The organism is uncultured Shimia sp., from assembly GCF_947498095.1.
Taxonomy (GTDB): Bacteria; Pseudomonadota; Alphaproteobacteria; order Rhodobacterales; family Rhodobacteraceae; genus Shimia.
In genome coordinates this window covers 58,344-74,375 of sequence record NZ_CANMJE010000005.1, presented here as the reverse complement: position 1 = coordinate 74,375, position 16,032 = coordinate 58,344, and the positions used below count along the sequence as shown (strand labels likewise).

Annotated in this window: 18 protein-coding genes; 11 read left to right on the top strand and 7 right to left on the bottom strand. The window is 57.2% G+C overall.

Translation table 11 applies throughout. The features are described 5' to 3' along the window. Positions 1-14: 14 nt before the first annotated feature. Entirely contained in the window at positions 15-194 is a 180-nt protein-coding gene (locus Q0932_RS10500) for a hypothetical protein (RefSeq protein ID WP_299352156.1), read from the bottom strand. Positions 195-529: 335 nt separating this feature from the next. On the opposite strand from Q0932_RS10500, the gene Q0932_RS10495 reads away from it, so the two are divergent. Next, positions 530-1,339 (top strand): transglycosylase SLT domain-containing protein, encoded by an 810-nt coding sequence (locus Q0932_RS10495; protein ID WP_299352152.1) that lies wholly within the window; start codon positions 530-532, stop codon positions 1,337-1,339. A gap of 49 nt (positions 1,340-1,388) precedes the next feature. Here Q0932_RS10495 and Q0932_RS10490 read toward each other — a convergent pair whose 3' ends face one another. Next, positions 1,389-2,762 carry an L-serine ammonia-lyase gene (locus Q0932_RS10490; protein WP_299352149.1) on the bottom strand — a complete coding sequence of 458 codons (1,374 nt, stop codon included), beginning with the start codon at positions 2,760-2,762 and terminating at the stop codon, positions 1,389-1,391. After that, a complete protein-coding gene (locus Q0932_RS10485; protein ID WP_366141408.1) occupies positions 2,763-3,509 on the bottom strand; it encodes a glutathione S-transferase family protein in 747 nt (248 codons plus the stop codon). Positions 3,510-3,599: 90 nt separating this feature from the next. Here Q0932_RS10485 and Q0932_RS10480 point away from each other — a divergent pair, with 90 nt between their 5' ends. Further along, positions 3,600-3,734 carry a hypothetical protein gene (locus tag Q0932_RS10480; protein WP_299352146.1) on the top strand — a complete coding sequence of 45 codons (135 nt, stop codon included), beginning with the start codon at positions 3,600-3,602 and terminating at the stop codon, positions 3,732-3,734. Between the two features lie 166 nt (positions 3,735-3,900). Here the strand turns inward: Q0932_RS10480 and Q0932_RS10475 are convergent, their stop codons facing one another. Further along, the gene (locus Q0932_RS10475) at positions 3,901-4,350 is read right to left on the bottom strand and encodes a hypothetical protein (protein WP_299352143.1); all 450 of its coding nucleotides are present in this window, start codon (positions 4,348-4,350) and stop codon (positions 3,901-3,903) included. Between the two features lie 337 nt (positions 4,351-4,687). Here Q0932_RS10475 and rpiA point away from each other — a divergent pair, with 337 nt between their 5' ends. The 6 genes from rpiA (at position 4,688) to Q0932_RS10445 (ending at position 10,779) form a co-directional block, all read left to right on the top strand. Then, positions 4,688-5,476 (top strand): ribose-5-phosphate isomerase RpiA, encoded by a 789-nt coding sequence (gene rpiA / locus Q0932_RS10470; protein WP_299352140.1) that lies wholly within the window; start codon positions 4,688-4,690, stop codon positions 5,474-5,476. A 9-nt stretch (positions 5,477-5,485) separates the two neighbouring features. After that, positions 5,486-6,841 (top strand): glutathione-disulfide reductase, encoded by a 1,356-nt coding sequence (gor, locus tag Q0932_RS10465; protein WP_299352137.1) that lies wholly within the window; start codon positions 5,486-5,488, stop codon positions 6,839-6,841. Between the two features lie 66 nt (positions 6,842-6,907). Further along, positions 6,908-8,056, top strand: a complete 1,149-nt coding sequence (gene hflK, locus Q0932_RS10460; RefSeq protein WP_299352135.1) for an FtsH protease activity modulator HflK — start codon at positions 6,908-6,910, stop codon at positions 8,054-8,056. Next, positions 8,053-8,925 (top strand): protease modulator HflC, encoded by an 873-nt coding sequence (locus tag Q0932_RS10455; RefSeq protein WP_299352132.1) that lies wholly within the window; start codon positions 8,053-8,055, stop codon positions 8,923-8,925. Before hflK ends, Q0932_RS10455 begins: the two co-directional genes overlap by 4 nt. Next, a complete protein-coding gene (locus Q0932_RS10450; protein WP_299352129.1) occupies positions 8,922-9,119 on the top strand; it encodes a DUF2065 domain-containing protein in 198 nt (65 codons plus the stop codon). The genes Q0932_RS10455 and Q0932_RS10450 overlap by 4 nt, the downstream gene beginning before the upstream one ends. A gap of 247 nt (positions 9,120-9,366) precedes the next feature. Then, complete coding sequence (locus Q0932_RS10445) at positions 9,367-10,779, top strand: Do family serine endopeptidase (RefSeq protein ID WP_299352636.1); 1,413 nt, start codon at positions 9,367-9,369, stop codon at positions 10,777-10,779. A gap of 181 nt (positions 10,780-10,960) precedes the next feature. On the opposite strand, the gene Q0932_RS10440 is transcribed toward Q0932_RS10445, so the two are convergent. Further along, positions 10,961-11,521 carry a peptidoglycan-binding domain-containing protein gene (locus Q0932_RS10440; RefSeq protein ID WP_299352126.1) on the bottom strand — a complete coding sequence of 187 codons (561 nt, stop codon included), beginning with the start codon at positions 11,519-11,521 and terminating at the stop codon, positions 10,961-10,963. 62 nt (positions 11,522-11,583) lie between these two features. Then, the gene (locus Q0932_RS10435) at positions 11,584-11,943 is read right to left on the bottom strand and encodes an OB-fold nucleic acid binding domain-containing protein (RefSeq protein ID WP_299352123.1); all 360 of its coding nucleotides are present in this window, start codon (positions 11,941-11,943) and stop codon (positions 11,584-11,586) included. Positions 11,944-12,067: 124 nt separating this feature from the next. On the opposite strand from Q0932_RS10435, the gene Q0932_RS10430 reads away from it, so the two are divergent. Further along, positions 12,068-12,391 (top strand): 2Fe-2S iron-sulfur cluster-binding protein, encoded by a 324-nt coding sequence (locus Q0932_RS10430; RefSeq protein ID WP_299352120.1) that lies wholly within the window; start codon positions 12,068-12,070, stop codon positions 12,389-12,391. After that, positions 12,388-13,176, top strand: coding sequence for a VCBS repeat-containing protein (locus Q0932_RS10425; RefSeq protein ID WP_299352632.1), 789 nt, complete (start codon positions 12,388-12,390; stop codon positions 13,174-13,176). The genes Q0932_RS10430 and Q0932_RS10425 overlap by 4 nt, the downstream gene beginning before the upstream one ends. 33 nt (positions 13,177-13,209) lie before the next feature. Here Q0932_RS10425 and purD read toward each other — a convergent pair whose 3' ends face one another. Continuing rightward, positions 13,210-14,472, bottom strand: a complete 1,263-nt coding sequence (purD, locus tag Q0932_RS10420) for a phosphoribosylamine--glycine ligase (RefSeq protein ID WP_299352117.1) — start codon at positions 14,470-14,472, stop codon at positions 13,210-13,212. 75 nt (positions 14,473-14,547) lie between these two features. Between purD and xseA the strand changes: the two genes are divergently transcribed. Further along, entirely contained in the window at positions 14,548-16,032 is a 1,485-nt protein-coding gene (gene xseA, locus Q0932_RS10415; protein ID WP_299352114.1) for an exodeoxyribonuclease VII large subunit, read from the top strand.

Here is a 16,032-nt window from a genome sequence, read left to right as displayed (position 1 = left end):
AACCCGGTAAAGGCTTAGAAGTCGTCTTCAGACGAGATCGCACCAGCAGCGGCCGAAGCCAGCGACTTGGTGTTGGTCTCGATAGCTGTGTAAGCTGCAACGGCCAGGCCAACAACGGCTGCGGTCAGTACAACCCAGTCAACAGTTACGGCGCCAGCTTCGTCTTTGCGGAAGTTTTTGATAAGTTTGATCATGGTTCATCCCTCCAGAGGATAGTTTAGTTTCTCTCTTCACCAGACCGGGCAGTTGATGGGCGTTTCATTCTGGCCCGTGTCCGACTTGGTATGCAGCAAATATCAGTGGGGATTGGGGCGCGAATGGGGCGTGATTGGATCCATTTTGTAACGTCTGCAGATTTTAGTAAGAATTTCCTTAACGCGCTGAAATATTGGTAAAAAAAGTACAAAATGCGATTGCTAACAGCGAATTTTCCAGAGCAAAGCCGTAGAATGGCCGCAGAGTCAGGTGGCAGACTGGTGCAAATGCTCAATTTCTGCGAAGATTCCCACAAAACGATGTGAGGCGTAATATGCGGTCCAGAATCCTAAGCATTGCAGTCCTGGTGATAGTCGCGTTTGGCCATGCTGCTTCGGCCGAGTCTCCACCTCCATTTCCGGATTTCAGCGCCAAACGAATTAAGGCTCCGCCCGAAGGGCAGCCGCCCAAGATCGATGTTCAGATCACGCGGCAAGATACGGTGGTTTCCGTTCCGGCTGAGACGTCGACGGATCAGGGGACGCCTGCGGCAATCGGCAATTATGCCTGGTTTTGGGATTCTGTGTCCCCGGATATTCAGGACAAAGGTCCCGGGCGGCTAGAGCCAGCACTGTTAACGTTGCTGCAGCCACCCGAGGGTATTTTGGTTAAGCAACCCCGCCTTGATGATCTGATGAGAATCGCCAGCACTCACAGTGCCGAGATTTTAGGGGCGACCGTGGGTACCAATGTGTCTCCTGCACTGGTTCTGGCGATGATTGCCGTTGAATCGGGCGGCCAAGTGGATGTGACAAGCCATGCAGGTGCGCAAGGGTTGATGCAACTTATGCCTGTGACTGCCAAAAGGTTTGGCGTCGAGGATCCTTTTGACAGTCGTCAGAACATTTCTGGGGGCGTGGCGTTTGTGAACCTTTTGATGGAGAGCTTTGACGACGACCCAATTCTTGTCCTTGCAGGATACAACGCCGGTGAGAACGCTGTGCGCAAAGCGCAAGGGGTGCCTAAGTTCGCCGAGACCCGAGACTATGTGCCCAAGGTGCTCTCAGCTTATGCCGTGGCGCGAAATCTCTGCCGCACGCCGCCAGAACTGCTCTCAGATGGGTGCGTTTTTGTTCTGAACTGATCCGGCGAGGTCAGTATCTTGTCGGCGACAGTGCTAAAACGGTTTGCTCTCAACAGTTGGGGACGTTGACCGCGAGGCCGCCCAGAGACGTTTCTTTGTACCGTTCATGCATGTCCGCACCGGTTTGGCGCATGGTTTCAATCACCACGTCAAGTGGCACAAAGTGTTGCCCATCGCCACGCAGGGCCAGCGAAGCCGCACTGACGGCTTTGATGGCGCCAAGACCGTTACGTTCAATACAGGGCACTTGTACAAGCCCCTTAACGGGGTCGCATGTCATGCCAAGGTGATGCTCAAGAGCAATTTCGGCTGCGTTTTCCACCTGTTCGGGTGTGCCGCCCATCACCGCGCACAAGCCTGCGGCGGCCATGGCTGCGGCGCTGCCCACTTCGGCTTGGCACCCGGCCTCGGCGCCAGAAATTGACGCGTTGTACTTGATCAAGCCACCGACAGCAGCAGCGGTTAACAGGAATTCGTCGATCCGAGAGGTGGTGGCGCCGGGCACATGGTCCAGCCAATACCGAATAACCGAAGGCATCACGCCTGCAGCACCATTGGTGGGAGCGGTGACAACCTGACCTCCAGCCGCGTTCTCTTCGTTGACCGCCATAGCATATGCGCTCATCCAGTCATTGATCGTATGTGGTGCGTTCAGATTCATCCCCCGCTCTGCAACCAACGCATCATGAATGCCTTTGGCGCGACGTTTTACGCCCAACCCACCTGGCAGAATGCCCTCTGTGGTCAAACCGCGCTCAATACAGCCGTTCATAACCTCCCAGAGACGAGCGGCACCTTTGGCAAAGCTCTCGGGGCAGCCTCGGGCAATTTCATTGGCCTTTTTCATTTCCGCAATGGTCTTGCCCGAGGTTTCCGCCATCTGCAGCATCTCTTCTGCGGTATGGAACGGGTAGGGGACGGGCGGGCCGTCGTTGGTGTCTTTGCCTTCGGCCAACTCAGCTTCGGTCATGACGAAACCACCACCGATTGAGTAATAGGTCTCTTGCAGTATGACGTCGCCTTGGGCATCGGTCGCCATCAGGATCATACCATTGGCGTGTCCGGGCAGGTTGGGGCCAAAGTCGAACCTGAGGTCTTCGCGTGGATTAAATGACAATGCGGGCAACCCTTCGGGGCGGAGCAGATCCGTGTCTCGGTTTGCCTGCAAAACGGCTTCGGCCTGATCCGCGTCATAGGTGTCGGGCAGAAAACCAGCCAGGCCCAGGATTGTGGCGCGGTCCGTTGCATGTCCAACGCCAGTAAAAGCCAGTGAGCCGTGCAAGCTGGCGCGCAACCCGTGAAACTCGAACGGAGAGGCGCGCATCAGGTCAAGAAAGCGAGCTGCGGCCACCATCGGACCCATCGTGTGGGACGAAGACGGGCCAATACCCACTTTGAACATGTCGAAAACAGACAGGAACATTTAGATCGCCACTCCTTCTGGGGGATTGGGGTAGTCAGGTTTGGAAAAGGGGCGCGGGGCCATGCCCTCGGCCTTGCAAAGGGCCAGCACGCTGTCGCGGACCTCGATGCGTTGTGCTAGACCCTGTAGGTCAGGGAAGGCTTGTAGATCAAACCACTGTGTGTCGCCTTGCGGGTAAAGTGCAGACCAGCGCAGCATCGCACAGATGTAAAGGTCAAGTGCTCCGACGTGGTCGCCACCAAACCAATCATGCCCTTCTCGCAGCAATTCATCCAGCAGGTTAAAGCTGCGGGTAAGGTTTTGCCTCGCGCCTTTGCGCAACGCCACCTGTTTGTCGCGATCTGAGCCCACGTATTTTTCGGCATAGAAGTTCAGCCGCAGGTTTGTATGCGCGGTGTTCGAAACATAGAACATCCACTTCAAAAAGGCACCGCGTTCCGGGTGGCCCGGTTGTGGCCCGAGTGCATCCTGCGTTTCGCAAACCCACAAGAGAATCGCAGCTGTTTCAAACAGCGGGCCGTCAGGCGTTTCCATCGCAGGAATCAGACCGGCCGGATTGATCGCTAGATAGCTCGCACTGTTCTGGGCATCTTTGGCGCGATCAACCAACACAGTTTCATACGGAAGCTGCAATTCCTCCAACGCCAACCTCACAATAAGTGAGGCGTTGTCCGGGGCATAGTGAAGGCGCAGTTTTCCATCCATCTGGCAAAGATATGTCGCGCGCGCCGCGTTTGTCGTTCCCAAAGCGACGTTTCCTATCGGAAACCCGGCTGAGCGTGGTTAACCGACCGTTAGGAATGCCGGGCTAGTGTCTCAATAACCGTAGGAGGGAAGATGTCTTTTTGGGTTCGTGGAATGGTACTGATCGTAATTGGTCTCTGGGTTTCAATGGCCAAGGCACAACCGCTTGAAGAGGCACTGATCGCTGAGTGTATTGTCTTGCAGAGTAGCACGCACGCACAAGAATGAGGCCGCAAAGTTCCTGGACTCAGTGCATTTGGACGTGATGGCTGGGTCTCTCTGGAAGATGCGCGTGAAATCATCGGGCGGATTCGCGCGGAAGCTTGAGGGTCGGGGCAAGACCTTGGGCTGCACATGGCAGGCGCCTCGCAGAGATGCGAGGCGCCTTGCTGAATTAAGCCTTGGCGCGTGATTGGCGGCGTTTGCGCAGCGACAGACCATCTTTCAGGCTGCGGGACAACAGGGTAATGTTGGTTGCGCCGGCAATCAGCTCAACCCCCTGAACCACGTAGAACACGCCATCGAAGGTGCCCGTACCGGCGCGCGTGGCAAGAAACACCGCACTGGGGAGCAGGATCAGCAGACCATTGGCCGCGATGATTTTCATACGCTTTTGTTTGCGGACAACCTGCGGCAGACGCCATCCTTTACCGAGGCTGGCACCGGTCGCTCCAACCGTCGCCATAGCTGGCACAAGTATCAGCATCCCCCACAGAACCATCTGTTTGACGGAAGCGATGGTCGCGTTGTCACCGAACAACTCGGAGGTGACAGTGCTGACCCAGAAGGTCGAAATGGCCAAAAGGGCAAGACAACCAGCGGCGGCGTGAAGGGGTAGTTTCATAGCGTTTCTCCAGTTAAATAGCTTGCTATGTAGATAAATTCAAATAGCGCGCTATGCAATTATGCATTTCTGCACATAAGTTTTCCAAAATCGCACTTTCTGGTCCGAAAACTCACGGCCCTCTAGTTTGCGATGCTGCGGTTTTGTCGTCGCAGAGACCAACGGCACCGCTTCCGGAAATCAAAGCGGTGACGAGAAGATCACGGGCACAGAAGCGATGAAAAAGGTAACCGACGCCAAAATGTGGATGTAGAAGTCACCAATATCGCGATTTCCCCGTGGTCCCGCGCGCGCATCTTGCCTATAACCTTTGCAAGAAGATCAAGGGAGTCGCCGTATGTCCGGAGAATTGTCGCCTATCGATAAGGCCAAATTCGTCGCTGCCAAGAAGGCAACAGACTATGTCGAAGACGGGATGCGCGTCGGATTAGGCACGGGCTCGACCGCTGCTTGGCTGGTCCGATGTCTTGGAGAACTGGTTCGTGATGAAGGGCTGCGCATCAAAGGCGTTCCCACATCGACGCGCACCGCGCAGCTGGCCAAAGAGGTCGGTATTGAGGTGGTGAGCCTTGACGAAGCACGCTGGCTGGATGTGACCATTGATGGCGCAGACGAGTTTGACAGTGAACTGAACCTCATCAAAGGCGGCGGCGGCGCTTTGTTGCAGGAAAAGATCGTCGCCACGGCATCAGACCAGATGGTTGTAATTGCCGATGTCGGGAAAGAGGTCGAAACGCTGGGAACTTTCCCTCTGCCGGTCGAAGTGATCCCATTTGGCTGGAAGACAACACAAGCACTGATCGAGGAGACCCTAGTCAGCATGGATGTGCTGGGGCGTAGCTCGACTCTGCGTATGAATAACGACAGCCCCTACATGACGGATGAGGGCAATCACATCCTGGATTTGCACCTGAATCGCATTGGCGATGCCCGCCAGCTGGCCATGGTGTTGAACCAGATGCCAGGGGTGGTTGAAAACGGCCTTTTCATCGATATCTGTGACGCAGTGGTTGTTGGATACGGTGACGGGCGCGTTGAAGTGCGCGACATCAATGCCGGCACGATCGAAGAGAGCCTGCTCGACTTTGCCGAGTCGGATAACCTCTTCGCGGATCTGGTGGATTAAGGGCGAAACATGAATTTCGACTACGATTTGTTTGTCATCGGCGGTGGCTCCGGTGGTGTTCGGGCTGCGCGCGTTGCGGCTCAAGAAGGGGCCAAAGTGGCTCTCGCAGAAGAAGACCGCTACGGCGGAACCTGTGTGATTCGAGGCTGTGTTCCCAAAAAGTTGATGGTTTTTGCCAGCGAGTATTCCGGCATGGTCGAAGATGCTCAGGCTTATGGCTGGACGGTCCACGCCGGCGGGTTCGACTGGGATGTGTTTCGCGGCAAGCTTTATGCAGAGTTGGATCGGCTTGAGAACGTCTATCGCGGCATTCTGAAGAACAACGGTGTTGAGACCTTTGACCAGCGCGCCAAGCTGGCCGATGCGCATACCGTGGAATTGGCCGATGGCACCCGCAAGACGGCCAAGCATATCCTGCTTGCGATGGGTGGACGCCCGGTTATGCCCGGTATTCCTGGGGATGAGAACGGTATCACGTCAAATGACATCTTCCATTTGGAAAAAATGCCCGAGTCGATCCTGATCGTTGGCGGGGGCTACATCGCCTCCGAGTTTGCAGGCATCCTGAACGGGCTGGGCGTGAAAGTGACGCAATACTATCGCGGTGCGCAAATCCTGCGCGGCTTTGATGATGAGGCGCGTGGGCTGGTCTCGGAAGAGATGTGCCAGAAAGGCATCGATCTGCATTTGGGAACCAACGTTCTTGAGATGCGCAAAGAGGGCGACAAGGTTTGGGTCAAGGCCACCAACGGCGATGAGCGGGTCTTTGATCACGTGATGTTCGCCACGGGTCGCGCCCCAAACACCGAGAATATGGGCCTGAAAGAGATCGGCGTTGAGATCGGTCGCAAGGGAGAGGTCGTCGTTGATGACTACAGTCAGACCGCAGTCCCCTCTGTCTATGCTGTGGGCGATGTGACGGACCGAGTGAACCTCACGCCTGTGGCCATTCGCGAAGGCATGGCCTTTGTTGAGACCGTGTTCAAAGGCAACCCGACCAAGCCCGATCACGAGCTTATCCCTACCGCGATCTTCACCCAACCTGAAATGGGGACCGTAGGCCTGAGCGAGGAAGACGCACGTGAGCAAGAACCGATTGAGGTTTATGCCACCAGTTTTAAGCCTATGCAGCAGTCTTTTGCCGGCCGCAGCGAGCGTGTGCTGATGAAGTTGGTTGTCAGCCAGAAGACCCGCAAGGTTCTGGGCTGTCACATTGTGGCACCCGGTGCCGGAGAAATGATCCAGCTGGCGGGGATCGCAGTCAAGATGGGTGCAACCAAAGAAGATTTTGATCGGACCGTGGCGGTGCACCCGACCATGTCCGAAGAAATCGTGACGATGAAAACACCAACACGAACAGCTTGATTTTCTTCTGTGGACACACAGTTTAAGATACGAGCCAAGACGGTATGAACAAAGGGATGGACCTTTATGGCAGGTAACAGTGGCGGCCCCTGGGGCGGCGGCGGAAATCAGGGCGGCGGTGGAAACCGTGGCAACAACGGCGGTGGCAATAACGGCGATGGCCGTGGCCCCGGCGATGATGGCCCTCAGATTCCCGATATCGATGAGTTGATGAAAAAAGGTCAGGATCAGTTGCGCGTCCTTATGGGCGGTCGCGGCGGTTCTGGCGGCGGCAATCAAGGGGGCGGTCGTCGTCCTTCGGGTGGTGGCATCGGCAAAGGCACAGTTGCCATTGGTGTGCTGGCGGCTGCTGGCTTCTGGGCGCTCCAGAGTTTTTACTCGGTCAAGCCCGAAGAGTTGTCGGTTGAGTTGTTCCTGGGTGAGTATATGTCAACGGGCGAGCCGGGTCTGAACTTTGCGCCGTGGCCGCTGGTCACTGCCGAGATCATCCCCGTGACCCGCGAACAGACCGAAGAAATTCCTTCGTCTGGCCGGTCTGGTGATGGCCTGATGCTGACCGGTGACGAGAACATCGTTGATATTGATTTCCAAGTGGTTTGGAACATCAATGATCCGGCGCAGTACTTGTTCAACTTGCGTGACCCGAAAGAAACAATCCGCGCCGTGTCGGAATCGGCCATGCGTGAGATTATTGCGCAGTCGGAGCTGGCACCGATCCTTAACCGGGATCGTGACGTCATCGCAGATCGTTTGCTGGAGCTGATCCAATCGACCCTCGACAGCTATGATGCTGGCGTGAATGTCATCCGGGTGAACTTTGACGGTGCCGATCCGCCCGAACCTGTAAAAGACAGCTTCCGTGAAGTGCAATCCGCATCGCAAGAGCGTGACCGTCTTCAGAAGCAAGCTGACGCCTATGCCAACCGGGTTCTCGCCGGGGCGCGTGGTGACTCGGCGCAGGTTTTGGAACAGGCCGAAGCCTATCGCGCTCAGGTCGTGAACGAGGCGGAAGGTGAGGCCAGCCGGTTTACAGCCGTTCTGGAAGAATACAGCAAGGCCCCTGAAGTGACCCGCAAACGTCTCTATCTGGAAACGATGGAAGAAGTTCTGAGCCGCGTCGACAAGGTCATTATTGACGAAGAGTCCGGAGGCAGCGGTGTCGTGCCGTACTTGCCGCTCAATGAACTCGGTAAGAAGAAGGGAGCGGACCAATGAGGAAGACCACATATCTGTTGCCCGTCCTCGTACTTGTCGTAATCGGGGCGCTGTCGTCGCTGTTTATTGTGGACGAGCGTGAAAAAGCGCTGGTTCTGCAATTTGGTAAAGTTGTGTCAGTTAAGGAAGAGCCGGGCCTTTATTTCAAGGTGCCCATGATCCAAGAGGTCGTCACTTATGATGACCGGATCCTCAGCCGTGAAGTTGGCCCGCTTGAAATCACCCCGTCGGATGACCGTCGTCTGATCGTTGACGCCTTTGCGCGTTACCGGATCACAGACGTGGTTCAGTTCCGCCAAGCGGTTGGTGCTGGCGGGATTCAGTTGGCCGAACAGCGCCTTGATAACATCCTGCGGTCTCAGACCCGGGAAGTTCTTGGTAAGGTGTCGTCCAACGATATCCTGTCCTCTGATCGTGCCACGCTGATGCTGCGTATTCGAAACGCGGCCATTACCGAAGCCCGTTCGCTGGGTCTTGAGGTGATTGACGTGCGTCTGAAACGCACTGACCTGCCGCAAGCCAACCTTGAAGCGACTTTTGCCCGGATGCGCGCAGAACGTGAGCGGGAAGCCGCGGACGAGATCGCGCGTGGTAAAGAGGCTGCGCTGCGTATTCAGGCTCAGGCGGATCGGACCGTAGTTGAACTGGTCTCAGACGCCAACCGCCAGTCCGAGATCATTCGCGGTGAAGCCGATGCGAAACGCAACGGCATCTTTGCAACCGCCTATGGCGCGGATCAGGAGTTCTTTGAATTCTACCGCTCGCTTGAGGCCTATCGCAAAGCCTTGCTCGAGGGCAACTCGTCGATGGTCATGTCGCCCGACAGCGACTTCTTTAACTATCTGAAATCAGCCAACCCCGATCAATGATCGGGGCTGCGCTACTGGCGATCGGCCTTGTGCTGGTGATTGAGGGGCTGGTCTATGCACTGGCCCCTTCGCTTGTTGAGCAACTGCTTGAAGCGTTGCGGGCCCTTCCCGAGGGTCAAAGACGTACTTTGGGGCTGATTGCACTGGGGTCCGGTGTGGTGTTGATCTGGCTGGGCAAAGCGCTGGGTGCCTGATTGGGTCACGACCAGTGGCCGCATGCGCCATTTTTCTCGCATTTGACCCCTTCACGGACCTTTCACATCAATTTGTTGTCTTGCGATGTGCGTTGAGTTGCACATGATAGGACATACATACATCTAATCGTCACATTGATCGCCGTTGTGCGATAGGCTGATCGATAAGATGAATAGACAGGAGACACTCAGAGTGAACACTCAGGCAATCGCAGTTTCGCGCGCCCCGTTGGCGCAGTTCAAGGTTATGTGGATCGCGGCACTTGGGCTCGTTCTTTTGCTGGCGCAATCCATTGCGGCGCAGGCGCGTCCCGACAGCTTTGCTGATCTGGCCGAAGAGATCAGCCCTGCTGTGGTGAATATCACCACGTCGACTGTTGTCGCCGGGCGCACGGGTCCGCAGGGCATCGTGCCCGAAGGATCTCCGTTCGAAGACTTTTTCCGTGAATTCCAGGACCGCGGTGGCAACGATGGCGACAGACCGCGTCGGACTTCGGCGCTGGGCTCGGGGTTCGTCATTTCCGAAGATGGCTATGTGGTGACTAACAATCACGTCATTGACGGGGCCGACGAGATCCTGATCGAGTTTTTCTCGGGCGAAGAACTGCCTGCAACGGTGATCGGCAAAGACCCCAACACTGACATTGCGCTGTTGAAAGTGGAATCCGATACACCGCTGGATTTTGTGTCCTTTGGCGACAGTGACACGGCGCGCGTCGGCGACTGGGTAATTGCTATGGGCAACCCGCTGGGGCAGGGCTTTTCGGTGTCTGCAGGGATTGTTTCGGCTCGGGGCCGTGCACTTTCGGGGTCATACGACGACTACATCCAGACGGATGCCGCTATTAACCGGGGCAACTCGGGCGGTCCGTTGTTCAACATGGATGGACAGGTCGTGGGTGTGAACACCGCGATCCTGTCACCCAATGGCGGCTCGATCGGGATCGGGTTCTCTATGGCATCCAACGTGGTGACCCGCGTGGTTGATCAGTTGAAAGAGTTCGGTGAAACCCGCCGTGGCTGGCTGGGTGTGCGCATTCAGAATGTGTCGGAAGACATGGTTGAAGCCATTGACGGATTGGAAGCTGCCGAAGGCGCGATGATCACCGACGTTCCTGAAGGGCCTGCAAAAGAAGCGGGCATGCTGTCTGGCGACGTGATCCTTGAGTTCGACGGCAACGACGTCAAAGACGTGCGCGGTCTGGTCAAACAGGTCGGCAATGCTCCGGTCGGCAAAGCCGTTCGCGTGGTGGTGCTGCGTGATGGTAAAACCCAGACACTCAAGGTTACTCTGGGGCGACGTGAAACCGCTGAAAGCAGCGAGACGCCGGATACCCCACAACCTTCCGAAGAGCCGATGGAAAAAGAGATCCTTGGTCTAACACTGACTCCGCTCACCGACGAAATGCGTGGGGAACTGGGCGCGGACGAAGGTACGATGGGCCTTGTTGTTACCAATGTTGATGAAGCTTCGAACGCCTTTGACAAAGGGCTGCGGGCTGGTGACATTCTGACCGAAGCCGGTCAGAAAAAGCTGACCTCGGTTGCTGACCTCGAAGCGCGCATCGAAGAATCCCGCCAAGCGGGCCGCAAGTCGCTGTTGTTGCTGGTGCGACGTGGTGGCGAGCCAAGGTTCGTGGCACTGAACATCGAAGAGTGATCCTCATAGAGTGACGGAAATGGGGCGCCTTTCGAGGCGCCCTTTTGCTTTGGCGCTTTGGGCCAGTTGTTTCACACCTACACGCAGGCCTTGGCGACATCGGTCGGATCAGAATCTCTTTTTGAGCTTGGATCGCTGCCAGATCTGCACGTTCGGCTCAGAGCGCCGGGTTCGTGTGAACCTAGTCTGAGCTCTCCAATTCGACGGCTACCAGCCCAAGCTGTCGAGCTGCTTCCAGTGACAGGATCGTACTATCCAGACCTTGCGCAGATTGGTAACGACGGATGGCGGCGCGGGTGCGTTTGTCGCGGAGGCCGGTGATGGGGCCGGTGTAATGGCCGCGCGCTTTCAAAGCCCGTTGTAGTGAGGCGGTAAATTCCTCGGTCCATACTGCGTCACAAGGTGTTTCAAACCAGGTCTCTCGACGCTCTTGAACGATGCGTTGCTGGGTTTCACTGCGATAGACGGCCGGGCTGATGACGGTGCCGTCGGCCATGACTTCAGCCGGTTGTACGATGATCTGCTCGGTCACGGTTTCGATCACGGCTGGGCTGACCTCGCGCCCCCAACAAGTGCCTGGCTTAGCGCCGGGAGGTCCTGACGTGGCCGAGCTGCGCACGACGTCGGGTTCGGCCAGGGCCGCAAGGTCCGGGGGGGCGATCTCAGCGGGATCGCAGGCCGCCAGAGCCGCCAGCGCCACGGCGCAGGCCAGCTTTGGAAACCGGGAAACGGACAAAAACATGCTCGTGTGCCTCTGACGGGACTTTTGTCCCTTTTACCCGGTTTTGGCCGGTTCCAAAAGCTTTATGCGTCTGCCGGGAGCAGAAGCATGTCGAGCATTTCGGAAATATCCTCGATCTTCTCGGCGATCACATGGGTCACATTGTTTTCGCGTTGGATCGGTCCGGTAATGCGCAACAGGCGCCCCGCGATTACCGCGCGACGAAAATGTTCGTACATCTTGCGCCATACGACGATATTCACCACCCCGGTTTCATCTTCAAGTGTGAGGAAGATCACGCCCTTTGCCGTGCCCGGCCGTTGGCGCAGAATCACCAGCCCCGCCACCGTGACCCGTGCGCCATTGGGCGGAATTGCCAATTGCGTGGCTGTGATGGCCGAGGGCGGGCGCGGCCAGAGGTCATATGGGGGATGAGTGTGCATGAGAACAAATATAGAACATTTTAATTTTGTCGCAAGGTGACACGCCTTGGGTCGCAAAAGGGGGTGGCGAAAAGGTCAAGGCAGCATTACCTAGGGCAAAATCGTTCAAGGAAAGTGCGAAGACATGGCAAAGATCACTTATGTCGAACATAACGGAACCGAACACACTGTCGACGTGGCCAGCGGGCTGACCGTCATGGAAGGCGCCCGTGATAACAACATTCCCGGCATTGAGGCAGATTGCGGCGGCGCCTGCGCCTGTTCGACCTGTCACGTCTATGTGCATCCGGACTGGGCGGACAAACTGCCGGCCAAGGATGACATGGAAGAAGACATGCTGGACTTTGCTTACGAACCTGATCCAGCCCGGTCGCGCCTGACCTGCCAGGTCAAAGTGACCGATGCGCTGGATGGTCTGGTCGTCCAGATGCCGGAAAAACAGATCTGATGTTTGCGGCGGTGGCGCGGCGTCTGATGTTGCGCCTCTGGCAAGCGAGTGTGCGCCGCGCGCGATTGGCGTTGCGTGTGTTGCCGGTTTTGGTGGTCCTTGGGACCACAGCCAATGCGGAAATCCTTTCGGCCCGTTACGACGACCCCACCACCCGATACGCTCATGGCGTTTTAGGAGACGCGGTAGAGTACGGCGCGCTGATCCTCAAGGTGGCGGCCAATGACGATCAGAGCTTCCGCAAGTCTCTGACCTTGCGTTTTACCCTTCCAGAAACCCGCGTGTTCGAAGATCTTGAACCGAGATTGGCGGATCTGGATGGGGACGGGTTGCCTGAGGTCATCGTGATCGAAACCGATGCGAGCCTTGGGGCTTCGCTTGCGATTTATGATGAAACGGGCAAGATCGCCGCAACGCCCTTTATCGGCCGATCAAATCGCTGGCTTGCACCACTGGGTGCGGCCGATTTGGATGGCGATGGCAAGATTGAACTGGCCTATATCGACCGACCGCACTTGGTCAAAACGTTGCGTGTCTGGCGGTTTGACAGTGGCAAGTTGGTGCATGTTGCCGACAAGTCTGGCCTTACAAACCACCGCATCGGACAGGATTTCATCTCGGGTGGCATCCGGGTTTGCGGCGCGGGTCCCGAGATTGTGACTGCCAGCGGTGACTGGTCGCGCGTGATGATTTCAACGCTTGAGGGCGCAAGGATCACAAGCCGCGACGCGGGGCCATTCAAAGGCCCCAAGAGCCTGCAGGACGCGCTGGCCTGCAAATCCTAGGGCTTTTCTGAATAAGCGAGGTGCGGTTGGCGGTCAGAGCGCCCGCCAGCCAATATCGCGACGATAAAAGCCTTCGGGCCAATCAATCTGATCGATCATGGCATAGGCGCGGTCTCGGGCTTCCTGCAGAGATGCACCGCGTGCGGTGACGTTCAAAACACGCCCACCGGTGGCCGTGATTGCGCCGTTGGCTATTGTTGTGCCTGCGTGGAACGCCATGTTGCTGCTGTCTTCGGGCAGGGCGTCCAGCCCTTTGATGGCGCTGCCTTTCTCGTAGGATCCTGGATATCCATTTGCCGCCATAACCACTGTGATTGCGTGATCGTCTGCCCAGTTGACCTGAACTCCTTCAAGTCGCTCTTCGGCGGCGGCGTGCATCAAGTCCATGGCTTGCGCGCCAAGCCGCATCATCAGAACCTGACACTCCGGGTCACCAAAACGCACGTTGTATTCCACAAGGCGAGGCTGACCGCCTTTGATCATCAGCCCTGCGTAAAGAACACCCTGATAAGGGCTGCCGCGGCGCGCCATTTCGTCAATGGTTGGTTGGATGATCTCATCCATGGCTTTCTGGGCAATTGCATCGGTCAGAACCGGGGCAGGCGAATAGGCCCCCATGCCGCCAGTGTTTGGTCCGGTGTCTCCCTCGCCAACACGCTTGTGATCCTGCGCCGTGCCAATCGGCAGCGCCGTTTTGCCATCGCAAAGGATGAAGAAAGACGCCTCTTCGCCTTCCATGAACTCTTCGATCACGACCTCGGCACCGGCGCCACCAAAGGCACCACCGAACATGTCGTCGATCGCGTCTAGGGCGCTCTGTTCATCCATTGCCACAATCACGCCCTTGCCCGCAGCCAGACCATCGGCTTTGACCACGATCGGTGCGCCTTGGTCGCGGATGTAAGCTTTGGCAGCCGCGGCGTCGTGAAAATGCCCATAGGCTGCGGTCGGCGCCTTGGCAGCATCGCAGATTTCCTTGGTGAAGCTTTTCGACGCCTCCAGCTTGGCCGCCTCGGCCGAGGGGCCAAAGACCAGGATACCAGCTTCGCGCAGCCGGTCGGCAACGCCTTTGGCCAAGGGCGCTTCGGGGCCGACGATCACAAAATCAATCGCGTTCTCTTCGGCAAAGCTACACACCACACCGCCATCTTCGATATCGATCTTGGCGCAGTCGGCAATCATCTCAATCCCGGCATTGCCCGGCGCCACGATCAGCTTGTCACATTTAGGGTTCTGCATAACCGCCCATGCCAGTGCGTGCTCGCGTCCACCGCTGCCGAGGATAAGGATGTTCATAGGGTGTGCCCTTCTGCTTGGCCTTCCGTCACGGGCGTTCTAAGCTGTGATGAGCAGTTCCACAAGCGAGGCTAAATGTCCGACCTGATCGATTCCCCGGCCGAGGGCGAAAACGCCCCCGAGTTTTCCGTCTCCGAGATTTCCGGTGCCTTGAAACGCACCATTGAAGGCGCGTTTGGCCGGGTGCGTGTTAGGGGTGAAGTGGGCCGTGTGATGCTAGCGCGTTCGGGCCATCTCTATTTCGACGTCAAGGACGACCGGTCGGTGATTGCTGCCGTCAGTTGGAAAGGTCAGGTGAGCCGCCTGTCTATCATGCCCGAAGAGGGCATGGAAGTGATTGTCACCGGCAAGCTGACAACCTTTGGATCGCAATCCAAATACCAGATCAATGTCGATGATGTTGCTGTTGCGGGTGAAGGCGCGCTGATGGCAATGCTTGAAAAGCGCAAAAAACAGCTTGCCTCTGAGGGGCTCTTTGCCCCAGAGCGCAAACAGCGGCTGCCCTACCTGCCAGACGTCATCGGAGTGGTCACATCGCCCACAGGCGCGGTCATTCGGGACATTCTGCACCGCCTACGCGACCGGTTTCCGCGCAAGGTTCTGATTTGGCCGGTTGCCGTGCAAGGGGAACAATGCGCGCCACAAGTTGCTAAGGCAATTGAGGGGTTCAACACGATGACCGCGGGCGGCGCAATGCCGCGTCCCGATCTGATTATCGTGGCACGGGGCGGAGGCAGCATCGAAGACTTGTGGGGCTTTAACGAAGAAATTGTGGCACGCGCCGCAGCCGCCTCGGAAATACCCCTGATCTCTGCAGTAGGCCATGAAACGGACACCACTCTGATCGACTTTGTCTCGGATCAACGCGCCCCAACTCCAACGGCTGCTGCGGAAATGGCCGTTCCGGTGCGTTTGGACCTGTTGGGCTGGACTGAAGAGCAGGGCGGGCGCCTGACACGGGCATTGTCCGATGGGCTGACCCGACGTGATCAACGGTTGCGTGATTTGTCGCGGGCCTTGCCAAAGTCCGACGCGCTGCTGCAAACGCCACGGCAACGGCTGGATGCCGCTTCGGACGCTTTGCCGCGCGCACTGCAGGCGGGCGTTCAAAGGCGGCAAGTGCACCTCAGTCAGGTCAGTGGATCGCTGCGGGGCAGCACGTTGCGCCGCATGATTGAAGGAAAGCGTGAGGCCTTGGGGCGTCGCACCGATCGATTGCGCCCCGAAGCACTACAACGCGAAAACACGCGCCGACGTGACAAACTGAATGATCTGGTGCGACGCATGAAAGATGCCGGAGACCGCCGTATCAGCACCCAGAAAGACCGCCTTGCCAGCCTTGAGCGCATGCGCGAAACCTTGGGCTATCATGCCACGCTGGACCGGGGTTATGCCGTTGTGCGCGGCGATGGTCAGGTTGTCACTGACAAAAAGTCTGCCAAGGCGGCAAGTGAGATCGAGATTGAGTTTGCCGATGGGCGCTTTAAGCCCGGAGGCAAACCAGTTCAAAAGAAAGCCGCAAGTCCCAAGGCGCCACCGTCTCAAGGAAGCCTGTTCTGA